Genomic DNA, 13,041 nt, shown 5'->3' on the forward strand with positions numbered 1-13,041 from the left:
CAGGCGGCATGAAGGCACTCGTCTTCCAGTTTGCAACGCTGACCGATGTCGGCTGGCAGATGTCGGGCGAGGTCATCCTGATGACGCTGCTTGACGGCATCGGCACGCTGATCGGACCCATCGTCGGCGCCGCCTTCGTCGTCGCCCTCCAGAACTATCTCGCAACATCCGACTTCCCGGTCACAATCGTCACGGGCCTCATCTTCATGGCATGCGTCATACTCTTCCGTAAAGGTATCGTCGGGGAGTTCTATGCCTGGTTTGAACGGAGGAAGTGAGTTTGAGTGATGCTTTTTTCATCTATCGCACGACCGTCTCACCGAGCTGGATCGACTATAATGGGCATATGGGTGACTATGCCTATGGCATCGTCTTTTCGGATGCGGCGACCGCGTATATGGATCGGATAGGGGTCGACACCCCTTATCGCGAGGCGAACAATGCCACGCTTTACACGCTCGATAGCCGCATCGGATACCTGAAAGAATGCCACGTGGATGAAACATTGAATGTGGTGTTGTCTGTTCTGGACGCTGATCGCAAGCGGATGCATCTCTTCATGCGTATGCTGAACGAAGCTGGTCAAGAAACGGCGCTTTGCGAACAGGTGCTGATGCATGTCAGTCGGACGAGCGGAGCGCCGCGCGCATCCGACATGCCGGAATTGGCGCAACAGAGACTATTGGCCGATCTCGAGCTTTCCAAAACGGCCATCAAATCGGACTGGCTAGCGCGTCCTATGGGCTTACAAAGAAAATCTTAAACGACCTATTGTCTTAAATTCATCACCCCGCTCGGGGTAGCCGTTACGATTAAAGTGCGGTCTCGAACAATTGTCGGGCCGTACACATAACGGCGCTATCTGCACCTCGAATAGCTCGGTTATCAAATCCGTCGTTGCCGCATGTCGCTTGCCTGACCGAACCATTATTGAAGGATGATGAGCTCTTCTTCATGATGAATGCGAAGACGTTGCGAAACAAACGGATCTGCAATTTCTTGGCTGGAGCAGCGCCACTCCATAGTATCAACTGCCCGATGTCCAGCAATAAGCCAATCTGTTAAGCGAAAGATTGGCTTATTGGTTAGCTGTGCGCCCTTAAATAAAAGGGATTGCTGTTAAGTTTTAAATGTAGTTATATTCAAATAATCCATAGCAAAGTGGAGGGTCACAGATGTATGCAATTGCTCCTGCATCGAAAGCCGTAATCCTTCTGGCAGCGTTATCTACGCTTTTTTTCGCTATTGACGCTAATGCGCGTCCACTTCATCGAAGCGTCGTTGTCGGTACGGAATTGAACAACGGTCGATCTTTAACCTGCAGGGAAGCCTCCCGGCGTCTTGCAATGCGCGGTTTGACGAATGTTCGTGAAATCGACTGCAGGAGACCGCACTATGTCATCCGCGGAACGCGCAATCAGCAGGCATTAAGGGTTGAGGTTAGAGCGCGGGATGGACGGGTCGTGCGCGTTGACCGGTGGCATAGGCCAGGCCGCAGATAAATCTTCCTGAACCTGCTCTTAAATCTGAAGTAAATTCAATACCCTAGAACCACATCCCGACTGAACGAAGAGCCAAAGCAGTGTATGCTTTGGTGATGAGTACTGCATTTCGATCCTGACTAACGTGGAACTATTTCTGACGCTCACTGCCTCGGAGGGAGGATGCCATGAACAGATACATGTTTAGCTTGTTGGTTGTTGCCGCTGTCGGCTTCGGCGCGAGTGCTTGTACGTCTTCAGAACAGAGAACCGCTGGATATGGCGTCGGCGGTGCAGCAATCGGTGGTCTCGCCGGGGCTGCGATTGGCGGCAATACGCGCGGAGCGCTTACAGGTGCTGCAATCGGTGCCGCAGCTGGAACGCTGGTTGGGGTCGCGCAGACCCGGAATGGTGTTCAGTACTGCCGTTATCGGGATCAGCACGGGCGCGTTTTTGAAGCGCCTTGTCGTTGAGCACATTCGTAGAAGACATTCTTCGATGAGGGATCGAGGAGGAGGGGATAATGTTTCGATCCATTGCCGCTATACTCGCTTTGTTGGCCCTAACTGTGGTGGGCACGATTGCGGAACCTGTTCAGGCATTCAGCCAAAATCAAACCGCTTTAGTTGGTACAAGGATAAATAACGGCCATAGAATTCGTTGTTCCGATGGTACCAGGCTTTTGAGGATGCGTGGCTTCCGAAATGTGCGTGCGATAGATTGCAGGGGAAGTCACTTCCTCTATCGGGGGGATCGGTTGAGACGAACCTACGACGTAACAATCCGTGCCCGTGATGGTCGCATAACCAATGTTCGCACTGTGAGATGGCGCCGCTGATGGGCGCCATTTTCTATTCGTCTCTCGTTCAGTAGAGGGCGCGCTGAAGATCATGATCGTGGCTGAAAGGGCTTATGTATGGACGTTCATGATTTACCGCATCTGGAGCGCAAGACGATTGAGCAGAAGAAGTGGAAAGGCTTTCTTGGCATCGGTGTCTTGTTGTTAGCAGGAGGAGCACTCTGCCTGTTTCTGCCTGTTTTCTCGGAGTTTGCAGCAAGTACCATCTTCGGTGTGGTCCTGATGGCAATCGGTGTCGTCAAGATTATCCAGTCGCTCAGGGTTAAGAGTTGGGCGGGCTTTGTCTGGCAAGAGTTGGCGGGTGTGGTGGAACTGGTTGGTGGAATAATGATTTATCTCAATCCACTCAAAGGCGCGCTGGCAATAACTTTGCTGATTGCAATTGTCGTTTTCGTACACGGATTTCTTCAGATCGCATTATCGATCAAGATTCATCCTACCAAGGGCTGGTACTGGTTCGCAATCTCAGGGCTTATCGCCTGGATGGCCAGCGCCGCACTTTTCCTGAAATGGCCTTTGACACGCGAACTCGCATCGGGATCGATCGCTGGAATTGCCTTGCTGATTGCCGGTTTAGCCTATGTGGGAATAGCCTTTAGCACACGAAATGCATGAATGATTGGTCGATATCTGGCCGCAGGAGGACGCACAGTTGATGAAAACCCTCGGTTATATCTCCTTGAATATTGCCCTTTCCGGGGTGCTTTCGTTTCTGTTCATGTATCCGGGCCTTGCCCAGCAATCTCCCACCGCGCCATCGGTGGTCGTGAGAAAGGTTGGCTCCGCACCGTCCACCGCTCCGCTGCAATTCAATGGCCAGGTCGAAGCGATAGAAGCAGTTGATATACAGGCCCGGATCACCGGCTTTCTCAAAGGGAAGAGCTTCGAACAGGGCAGTGCGGTAAAAGCAGGCGATCCGCTTTTCGAGATTGAACCGGATCAAATGCAGGCGGCGGCTGCATCAGCCGAAGCGCAGGTGGCGCGTGCGCAAGCGTCCCAGAATGCTGCCAGGCAGACCTTGACGCGAACGCGAACATTGGCAAATCGGAATACCGCTTCTCAAGCGTCGCTGGATGATGCTCAGGCCGCGTTCGATATCGCGTCGGCGGATGTGCAAAGTGCGGCGGCTGCACTCAATACGGCCAAGCTCAATCTCTCCTACACACAGATCCGTTCCCCGATCAATGGCACCATTGGCAGGTCGCTTTTTACCGTTGGTAATCTCGTCGGTCCCAATGCTGGACCGTTGGCGCGCATTGTTCAGCTCGACCCCGTTCGGGTTGTTTTCTCCATTACAGACCGGACGCTCATCGCCATTCGTCAGAAGGAAGCGCGCGGTGGGACAGTCGATCTGAACAGTTTCCAGCCCACACTCACCCTTGCCAATGGCAAATCATATGGGCCTGCCGGTACCGTCCAGTTCATCGATAACGAGGTCAATGCGCAAACGGGCACAATCACCGTGCGCGCCCTGTTTGCAAATCCGGATCACATTCTTCTCCCTGGCCAGACCGTTGCTGTCAGTCTGGCGGATGAAGCGGCGAAGATATTGCCGATTGTTCCCATGGCATCCGTTTTGCAGGACCGGGAGGGCAAGTTTGTCTTTGTTTTGAATGACAATAATACCGTTACGCGACGACAGGTTGTAACCGGCGTGCGCATCGGCAATGACTGGTCTGTGAGAGAAGGGATCAAAGAGGGTGAAACGATAGTCGTCGAAGGTCTGCAAAGAATTGCGGACGGACAAGCTGTTTCGCCGCAGGAAGCGTCGCCGGAAGAACCGGGGGCCGCTCAATGATTTCTGAAACCTTCATAAGGCGAACGCGTCTTGCAATCGTTATCTCCCTTCTCATTTCCATTGCCGGTGCAATCGCCGTTTTCTCTTTGCCCATCCAGCAATATCCGCAGATTACGCCACCAACAGTCACGGTGTCGGCAACATATCCGGGTGCCAGTGCAGAGGTAATTGCTGACGTTGTTGGTGGTCCGCTGGAGACAGCCATCAATGGCGTCGATGACATGATGTATATGTCGTCCACGAGTTCCAATGCCGGGCAGTATTCATTGTCGGTTACCTTTGAAGTGGGCACGGACCCGGAGCTTGCACAGATCAATGTACAAAATCGCGCGCAGCTGGCGATTTCGCGGTTGCCTGCAGCCGTGGCGCAGCAAGGCGTTTCTGTTCGATCACGCTCGCCCGATTTCGTGTTGGGCATAGCATTCTATTCCCCTGATGACAGCTTGAGCGCGCTGGAGATCACCAACTTTACAACGACGACGATTGTCGACGCGATTTCGCGTGTGGCCGGTGTCGGTGAGGCGAGCGTTACCGGCGCGTCAGAATATTCGATGCGCGTCTGGCTCAATCCGCAACGAATGGATGCGCTTGGGATAACCATTGATGAGGTTTCAGCCGCTATTCAGCGGCAGAATATCCAGGCTACGCTCGGGCAGTCAGGTGCGCCTCCTATGCGGGTGGGGACTGAGCTTCAATATACACTGGTAGCTCAGGGGCGGTTGCGTGATGCGGACGAATTTGGAGCTATCGTCATCCGCACCGGAGCCGATGGTGCAAAGGTGTTCTTGCGGGATATCGCTCGTCTCGAACTCGGTGCGCGTAACTATGCATCACGAGCAAGTTTCGCCGGTCATGAATCTGCTATGCTGCAGATCAACCAGTCCCCCGGCGCCAATGCGATACAGACCGCGACAGCCGTTCAGGCTGAACTCAAGCGGTTGTCATCGCGGTTTCCGGCAGGGCTGCAGTATCATGTCGTGTATGATGCAACGCGGTTTGTCGATGCCAGCCTGCAATTGACCACGCGCACATTGTTTGAAGCATTCGTCATCGTACTGGCGGTGACGTTCATCTTCTTGCAGGATTGGCGCGCGACGCTGATTTCTGCTCTTGCCATACCGGTCTCAATGCTTGGCGCAGTCGCAGTTCTGTTAGCGGTTGGCTATTCGCTGAACATGATTTCGTTGCTGGCCTTGGTTCTCGCCATTGGCCTCGTTGTCGATGATGCTATTCTTGTTGTCGAGAACGTCAAACACGTACTGGATGATACGCCGGACATTACAGTTGTTGAGGCAACGCGCAAGGCGATGCATCAGATCACCGGGCCGATCATCTCGACAACGCTGGTACTTCTTGCTGTGGTCACACCAACAGCGTTTCTGGCAGGCATTGGGGGACAGCTCTATCGCCAGTTCGCGGTCACGATTTCGTCGGCTCTCGTCATATCCTCATTCGTCGGCCTGACGCTCAGTCCGGCTTTGGCAGCGCTGTTGCTGAGGCGAGGGCAGAGCGGTTTTCGAAGAGGCCCTCTGGCGTGGTTTTCGGGCTTCATGGAACGCACCCGCAATGCCTATGGCCGGTGTGTGGGCGTTCTCGTTCAATACTGGTATGTGCCGCTTGCGGCCATTGCGGCCTGCTTTGCCGGTGCATATCTCATTTTTGTCAATCTACCGGCTACTTTCCTGCCTGATGAGGATCAGGGCGCGCTGTTCGTTGATATCCAGTTGCCAAGTGCAGCTTCGCTCGACCGCACCAATCGCATCGTCGAAAATGTCAGAAAGGTTCTTGCCGAGACGCCCGGGGTTCAGGACGTGATAACGGTTGCGGGCTTCAGTATTTTGCAAGCGACCAGCACACCAAATGGGGCCATGGCCGTCGCCGCACTCTTGCCGTGGGAGGACCGCGAGAAGGAAGAGCTGCGACTTAATAATATCATCGGTTCCCTGCGGTCCCAATTTGCGCAAATCCCCGGTGCGATTGTTTCGGTGTTTGCACCACCTGCAATAGCCGGTATCGGATCTGTCGGCGGGCTGGACTTCCGTCTGCAAGCCTTGCAGGGGCAATCGACCGAGGAAATCGCGCAGGTGACAAACGCGCTTCTGGGCTATTTCAATCAGAGCAAGGAAATCGGCGGCGCAGCCACGACATTCAATGCGAATGTGCCGCAAATCTATGTCGATGTGGACCGTTCCCGCGCCGAGGCGCTCGGGCTCAGCGTATCTGATATTTACGCCGTGATTGGTGCTAATTTTGGTTCGCGCTATGTCAACGACTTTACGCTTAACGGTCGTGTCTTTCAGGTCAACCTGCAAGCAGATTCTGATTTTCGCGCTCACAGCGAAGACATTTTGAAACTCCATGTGAGAAACCGCAACGGCACCATGGTTCCGTTGCGCAGTGTGGTGTCCTTGACCACCGTTCTCGCTCCCTTTGTGATCACACGCTACAATCTCGCGGTCTCCGCGCAGGTCAATGCTGTTCCGGCTCCGGGCGCGAGTAGCGGTCAGGCCATGGCAGCGATGGAAACCGTAGCGTCGCAAAAATTGCCGGATGGTTATGGCTATGAGTGGTCGGGCTTGTCCTTTCAGGAAAGCAGAAGCAGCGGTCAGGAAGGTTTGGTCTTTGCCCTTGCGTTCCTCTTCGCTTATCTCTTCCTGGTCGCGCAATATGAAAGCTGGGCTTTGCCAGCAGTGGTTATCGTTTCATTGGGGGCAGCCTTGCTTGGTGCGGTTGCCGCTCTGAAGGCCTTCGGGCTTCAAAATAGTCTCTATGTTCAGATCGCGATGGTGCTGTTGATCGGCCTTGCCGCGAAGAATGCAATTTTGATTGTCGAATTTGCAAAGGAACAGCGAGAAGCGGGATTGACTGCGGGCGAAGCGGCGCGGGCCGGAGCCGAGCAACGTTTCCGGGCTGTGATGATGACGGCTGTGTCGTTTATTCTGGGCATTCTCCCCTTGATCCTGTCTTCGGGGGCTGGCGCCGGCGCGCGTCGGGCAGTGGGCGTGACAATCTTTGGCGGTATGGTGGCGGCAACGACGATCGGTCTGTTGCTCACGCCTGGCCTATATTTCATTGTGCAGTGGATAACGGAGCGATTGGCAAAACGCCGCGATCAATGATGTGCTCGGCGCAAACCGTATACTTTGGTATATCTTAAGTACCATAATGCACCTTGTAGAAGGCATGCATTTTCGTAGCTCATGACTGGTTCATCTGTTATTGAGATGCCGTCGGAGCGAAAGAATTCAGCTCCTTAACACAGGAAACCACAATGCCCAGCGACAGTAGTCGAAAGCTGTCGCCACTGGGGTTGTTCGGAGAGAGCTGATTTCATGCTCTTACCCGGACGCTTGCAGTGGCGCGTCATGAGGTAAGAGATGAATATTGCAGCAGCAATCGCCAATTTTGGCGCGCGCTTCGGCGTGCATATGCGTAACCCCAGCTACGCAACCGCTTCCAGCGAACAGACCACGTATCGTCCCATTTACAAAGCAGAGGCAAGCGGTGACAGGATTTCCGGGAAGACTTCGCGGCTGACAACGATCTGGTATGTGAACCCGGAAAATGGTCGCGTGGAATGCCGCTGGACCAAGGATCCCGAGGAAATCGCGCGTTATCGGTCTTTGCCGGTGTTGGAGCGCTTTGGCCTACTCCTCGCTGCCGGTCAGCAGAACCGGACATCAAACTGGGTGCATTGATCGGCAGTCCTGTTCCATCGGCTGCCATTTAAGACAAGGAAACTCGACCATGGACGACGACCCGAGTAGGTCCGCTCGGTCGGTGCGTGTAGCACTATCCGGGCGGGCATCTCAGGATTTCTATCGACAAACAAACCGGACGTCGCTTCGACGGTGCGGCATGGCTTTGCACATCCTGTAACGGGATGGGCATGTCTGTGCTCGTGCCGAGTATCGCGGCATGAGGATAAAGACATGAATGCCATCGTAAAACAGCCTGTAGCAGCGACGGCGCGCAAGGACGACAGGAAGCTGTCGATGCGTGCCGTGCGCGAGGCGCAGAATAGTGTCGACACGACACTTGCCAATTTTAGAACAAACCTCAACGGACTGACTGAGGCCGAAGCCAGGGAGCGCCTTCTCAAAGACGGCCCCAACCATGTGGCGCATGAAAAACGCCCGCATGCTTTTGTGCAGTTTCTCCTCGCGTTCAAGAACCCGTTCATTGCCGTGCTGGTTGCGCTGGCGGCCATTTCGTCTGTCACCGATATCATCTTGCCGCTGCGCAGTGGCGAGGAGCCGGAATATACCGGCGTGACAATTATTCTTACGATGGTGTTCCTCAGTGCGCTGCTGCGTTTCTGGCAGGAGTTTCGCTCTGGTAAAGCCGCGGAAGCGCTCAAGGCAATGGTCCGCACGACGGCAACAGTGTCGCGCCGGCAGGGCCTTGGGGCGGGGCAAAGCGCCGAGGCGAAGCTGATCGAAGTGCCAATGGCAGAACTCGTTACCGGTGATATCGTCAAGCTATCCGCTGGCGATATGATTCCGGCCGACGTACGCCTCCTTGAATCACGCGATCTCTTTGTCAGTCAGGCTGCCTTGACGGGCGAAGCCCTGCCGGTTGAAAAATATGACACGCTTGGCGCTATTGCTGAAAAGTCTGCCGAGGCTACCGCGTCGTCAGGTGGTCAGCAAGATATGCTCGATCTGCCGACGGTCTGCTTTATGGGCACGAATGTCGTCAGTGGCACGGCGACTGCCGTGGTGGTCGCTACAGGTGCGCGGACATATTTTGGTTCTCTCGCCAAAGCGATTGTGGGCTCGCGTGCAGAAACCGCCTTTGATCGCGGTGTGAACAGCGTGAGCTGGCTGCTGATCCGCTTCATGCTGGTTATGGTGCCAGTCGTCCTGCTGATCAACGGCTTCACCAAAGGAGACTGGCCGGACGCATTCATGTTTGCGCTTGCTGTGGCTGTAGGCCTGACGCCCGAAATGCTACCAATGATCGTTTCATCAAATCTGGCCAAAGGTGCTGTTGCCATGGCGCGCCGTAAGGTGGTGGTGAAGCGTCTCAACGCCATCCAGAATTTTGGCGCAATGGATGTGCTTTGCACGGATAAGACCGGCACGCTGACCCAGGACAAGATCATTCTTGAACATCACCTTGACGTTCATGGTCAGGTTGACCCCAGCGTATTGCGTCTGGCCTGGCTCAACAGCTACCATCAGAGTGGTGTGAAGAACCTTATGGATCAGGCGGTTATCCGCTTTTCCGAAGATTTGCCTTCACTCACTGCACCCGCCCGAATTTACAACAAGGTCGACGAACTGCCCTTCGACTTCGTGCGCCGCCGTTTGTCGGTCGTGGTTGAAGGTCTCAGCGGCGAACATCTGTTGATCTGCAAGGGTGCAGTCGAAGAGATGCTGGCAATCTCGACCGCAATCCGCGATGGCGACGAGATCAAGCCGCTTGATGATATTCGCCGGGATGCACTTGTTGAACTGGCACGCGGCTATAATCGCGATGGATTCCGTGTGCTGGTGATTGCCACGCGCGAGATCGCGCCAGCCATGACCATGACGCGTTATGGTATCCCGGATGAGAAGGAGCTGGTGGTACAGGGTTTGTTGACCTTCCTCGACCCGCCAAAGGAGACTGCTCGTCCAGCGATTGCGGCTTTGGCCGATCATGGTGTTGCTGTCAAAGTTCTCACTGGCGACAATGAAGTCGTCACCACCAAGATCTGCCGCGAGGTTGGGCTGGAGCCCGGCACGCCAATCCTCGGTCGTGAAATCGAGAAGATGAGCGATGAGACGTTGCGCTTGACGGTCGAGCAGGCCACCGTTTTTGCAAAGCTCACCCCCTTGCAAAAGTCGCGTGTTCTCAAGGCATTGCAGGCAAATGGTCATACGGTTGGTTTTCTCGGTGATGGTATCAACGATGCCCCGGCACTGCGGGACGCGGACGTGGGCATTTCGGTCGATAGCGGTACTGATATCGCCAAGGAATCTGCTGATATCATTCTCCTCGAAAAGAGCCTTATGGTGCTGGAAGAGGGTGTTATCAAAGGGCGTGAAACCTTCGGTAATATCATCAAGTATCTCAACATGACCGCCAGCTCGAACTTCGGCAACGTATTCTCGGTTCTCGTGGCAAGCGCCTTCATCCCGTTCCTGCCGATGTTGGCCATTCATCTTCTGATCCAGAACCTGATGTACGATATCTCGCAGCTTTCCTTGCCATGGGATCGCATGGACAAGGAATTTCTAGCCAAGCCACGCAAATGGGACGCCAGAAATATAGGTCGCTTCATGCTCTGGATTGGCCCGACATCGTCGATCTTCGACATCACGACTTTCGCGCTGATGTGGTATGTTTTTTCCGCCAATACGCCGGAAATGCAGTCGCTGTTTCAGTCGGGCTGGTTCATTGAAGGACTGCTGTCGCAGACACTTGTGGTGCATATGCTGCGCACGCAGAAAATACCGTTCATCCAAAGCACAGCAGCTTTGCCCGTGATGTTGATGACGGGCTTGATCATGGCGCTTGGGATCTACATTCCATTCTCGCCTTTGGGCGCAATGGTTGGCTTGCAGCCGCTCCCATGGGCCTATTTCCCTTGGCTTGTTGCGACGCTGTTTGCCTATTGCGTCGTCGCCCAGACCATGAAGACCTTCTACATTCGCCGCTTTGGCCAGTGGTTCTGATGTGACGTTGTCGGTGCCTCGCAACGCCACATCGAAGGAAGTGACCAGCAGTTCTGCTGCTGGTCGCTTTTTCATCCGTTTTTTGAACCGGCTGTTTGAGGAGACAAGCATGACCGCTGAACGCATTTGCGCTTTCGCTCCACCCGCATCGAAGCGGAGACCGCGTCGTAAACGCAACCGGCCAGAAAGGCGAAAATATATCCTCCAGAACGCACCATTGCGCCAGCGTCAGCCAGACTTCTGGACGCGGCTTAGAAATCTGGGGCAGCGCCTCTCCTGCTGGATATTGGTTTCAGTCGCTATCGGCTTGGCGAATGCGACATACCGATTATCCCGGATGGGTTTGCTCAGTCAGCGGCAAACATGCTGGCTCTTACGACGGTCGACGCAAGTTCATGCGAAATCCGTCCGTTTGCTTGTCGGCGGATCATGGTAGATCAAGCCTGACGATTAGCGGTATAAGGCTTCGGTGAGCCGCCTGACCCCAAATCAAAAAGGAGACATTCAATGCGAATGAAAGGCTTTCGCCGTATGTCTCCACGGGACGTTGTAACATCTCTGGGGCTGGCACTTGTAAGTGCCGCGATTTTCGCCTTCGACACATTTACCGACTACGCGATTGCGGCGGCTGTGTTCTATACGGCGGTCGTGCTGGTTTCGGCCAGAATGTTCACCCACTGCACCGTTATTGGCGTTGCTGCTGGGTGCATTCTTCTGACCATCGTGAGCTTTGGTCTGACGCGCTCCGGCGCCTATAATGTCGGGTTCATCAACACATTGATCAGCATTCTTGCTATCGCATGCACGGCCTATCTTGGCCTGAAGCTGGTGGATGCTGAAGCTGAAGCTCATGAGACGCGAGAACGCCTGCTGCGTCTCGCGCGCCTGACTACGCTTGGCCAGTTGACCGGTTCGATCACCCACGAAGTCAGTCAACCCTTGGTCGCTATCGAAACGAGTGCTGGGGCGGGGCGGCGCTGGCTGACACAGGAGCCGCCAAACGCGTCGCGTGCGCTATCCGCGTTCGAGCGGATATCTGCGGATTCTCATCGCGCGAGCGAGATACTCGACCGCGTCCGCCGCCTGTCGAAAGGAGAAAAGCCGAAGGTCGGGAGCTTCGATTTCAACATGGCGATCCGCGAAATGGTCGATCTGGCTGCCGCCGAGCTTTATCGCAATGATGTCCATTTTGAGCTTGACCTGGCTAGTGATCTACAGCCCGCTTTCGCGGACCGTGTACAGATACAGCAGGTCTTCGGAAACCTGATCCTCAATGGCGTCGAAGCCATGGCACAAGTGGAGAAGGGCGCGCGCAATCTCTTGATCACATCCTCATCCGGGGAAAACGCCAGCTTGCAGTTCACGGTAGCTGATACCGGACCGGGACTGACGAATACCGCGAGAGAACGCCTTTTTGATGCTTTCTGGACGACAAAAGAGGGCGGCTTTGGGCTGGGGCTTACGATCAGCCGTACAATTGTTGAGGCGAATGGCGGTCGCATCTGGACCGATGCCCAAGGCGCATTGGGAGCCGGGTCGAGCGGCGTGACATTTCTTTTGGAAGTACCAGCAGTCAGGACGGGCAAGTATGACGGCAACACATGAAAACGCTACAGTCGTCTATATTATTGATGACGATCTTTCAGTTCGTCAGGCGCTGGAAGATTTGTTCGCCTCCATTGACATGAAGGCGATGAGCTTTGCGTCCGTGCGTGGTTTTCTTGATCATGAACGGCAAGCCGGTCCGGCGTGTATGATATTGGATGTGCGAATGCCAGAGCAGACGGGCACGGATTTTTTCGCGCAGATGGCGGGGCTTGGTATTCACCTGCCGGTAATCTTTATTACCGGTCACGGCGATATTGCCATGGGCGTCAGAGCTATCAAAAACGGTGCGGTGGATTTTCTGCCAAAGCCATTCCGTGATCACGACCTGTTGGATGCTGTCTACCGGGCAATTGAAGGCGAGAAAAAGCGCCTTCAGGATGAACAAGCCCGTTCAGAGGTCCGCGTTCGTTGGTCAAGCCTGACTGCCGGTGAACGCGATGTGTTCGCGCTTGTCGTACAAGGTCTCTTGAACAAGCAGATCGCGGCAGAACTCGACGTGAAAGAAATTACGGTGAAGGTTCGCCGCGCCCATGTGATGCAAAAAATGCAGGCGGGATCCCTGGCCGATCTGGTGCGGATGTCTGCTTTGATAGAACCGTAGCAGAGGACAGTTTGCTCTCGTTTCATTCG

General features: G+C 54.7%; 9 protein-coding genes and 1 pseudogene. All 10 read left to right on the forward strand.

Going from position 1 to position 13,041, the window contains the following annotated elements:
- A pseudogene (locus FGI60_RS12505) lies at window positions 1-278 on the forward strand (branched-chain amino acid ABC transporter permease); the annotation flags it as partial.
- A 2-nt stretch (window positions 279-280) separates the two neighbouring features.
- A complete protein-coding gene (locus tag FGI60_RS12510; protein ID WP_138785459.1) occupies window positions 281-763 on the forward strand; it encodes a thioesterase family protein in 483 nt (160 codons plus the stop codon).
- Between the two features lie 906 nt (window positions 764-1,669).
- Window positions 1,670-1,954, forward strand: coding sequence for a glycine zipper 2TM domain-containing protein (locus FGI60_RS12515; RefSeq protein ID WP_138785460.1), 285 nt, complete (start codon window positions 1,670-1,672; stop codon window positions 1,952-1,954).
- A 443-nt stretch (window positions 1,955-2,397) separates the two neighbouring features.
- The gene (locus tag FGI60_RS12525) at window positions 2,398-2,955 is read left to right on the forward strand and encodes an HdeD family acid-resistance protein (RefSeq protein ID WP_138785462.1); all 558 of its coding nucleotides are present in this window, start codon (window positions 2,398-2,400) and stop codon (window positions 2,953-2,955) included.
- Between the two features lie 40 nt (window positions 2,956-2,995).
- Window positions 2,996-4,138: an efflux RND transporter periplasmic adaptor subunit gene (locus tag FGI60_RS12530; protein WP_235889797.1), complete on the forward strand. Its 1,143-nt coding sequence runs from the start codon at window positions 2,996-2,998 to the stop codon at window positions 4,136-4,138.
- Window positions 4,135-7,257, forward strand: a complete 3,123-nt coding sequence (locus FGI60_RS12535) for an efflux RND transporter permease subunit (protein ID WP_138785464.1) — start codon at window positions 4,135-4,137, stop codon at window positions 7,255-7,257. The genes FGI60_RS12530 and FGI60_RS12535 overlap by 4 nt, the downstream gene beginning before the upstream one ends.
- Before the next feature lie 258 nt (window positions 7,258-7,515).
- Window positions 7,516-7,836, forward strand: a complete 321-nt coding sequence (locus tag FGI60_RS12540) for a hypothetical protein (protein ID WP_138785465.1) — start codon at window positions 7,516-7,518, stop codon at window positions 7,834-7,836.
- Window positions 7,837-8,070: 234 nt separating this feature from the next.
- Window positions 8,071-10,803: a magnesium-translocating P-type ATPase gene (gene mgtA / locus FGI60_RS12545; protein WP_138785466.1), complete on the forward strand. Its 2,733-nt coding sequence runs from the start codon at window positions 8,071-8,073 to the stop codon at window positions 10,801-10,803.
- 507 nt (window positions 10,804-11,310) lie between these two features.
- On the forward strand, window positions 11,311-12,408 hold the full coding sequence (locus FGI60_RS12550) for a sensor histidine kinase (protein ID WP_138785467.1): 1,098 nt from the start codon (window positions 11,311-11,313) through the stop codon (window positions 12,406-12,408).
- Complete coding sequence (locus FGI60_RS12555) at window positions 12,392-13,012, forward strand: response regulator transcription factor (protein ID WP_138785468.1); 621 nt, start codon at window positions 12,392-12,394, stop codon at window positions 13,010-13,012. The genes FGI60_RS12550 and FGI60_RS12555 overlap by 17 nt, the downstream gene beginning before the upstream one ends.
- The last annotated feature ends 29 nt before the right edge of the window (window positions 13,013-13,041 follow it).

Source organism: Brucella haematophila, assembly GCF_005938105.1.
Lineage (GTDB): Bacteria > Pseudomonadota > Alphaproteobacteria > Rhizobiales > Rhizobiaceae > Brucella > Brucella haematophila.

Coding starts and splice junctions, on each gene's coding strand:
- FGI60_RS12515 (WP_138785460.1), top strand. CDS start 1,670: ATGAACAGATACATGTTTAGCTTGTTGGTTGTTGCCGCTGTCGGCTTC.
- FGI60_RS12525 (WP_138785462.1), top strand. CDS start 2,398: ATGGACGTTCATGATTTACCGCATCTGGAGCGCAAGACGATTGAGCAG.
- FGI60_RS12530 (WP_235889797.1), top strand. CDS start 2,996: ATGAAAACCCTCGGTTATATCTCCTTGAATATTGCCCTTTCCGGGGTG.
- FGI60_RS12535 (WP_138785464.1), top strand. CDS start 4,135: ATGATTTCTGAAACCTTCATAAGGCGAACGCGTCTTGCAATCGTTATC.
- FGI60_RS12540 (WP_138785465.1), top strand. CDS start 7,516: ATGAATATTGCAGCAGCAATCGCCAATTTTGGCGCGCGCTTCGGCGTG.
- mgtA (WP_138785466.1), top strand. CDS start 8,071: ATGAATGCCATCGTAAAACAGCCTGTAGCAGCGACGGCGCGCAAGGAC.
- FGI60_RS12550 (WP_138785467.1), top strand. CDS start 11,311: ATGCGAATGAAAGGCTTTCGCCGTATGTCTCCACGGGACGTTGTAACA.
- FGI60_RS12555 (WP_138785468.1), top strand. CDS start 12,392: ATGACGGCAACACATGAAAACGCTACAGTCGTCTATATTATTGATGAC.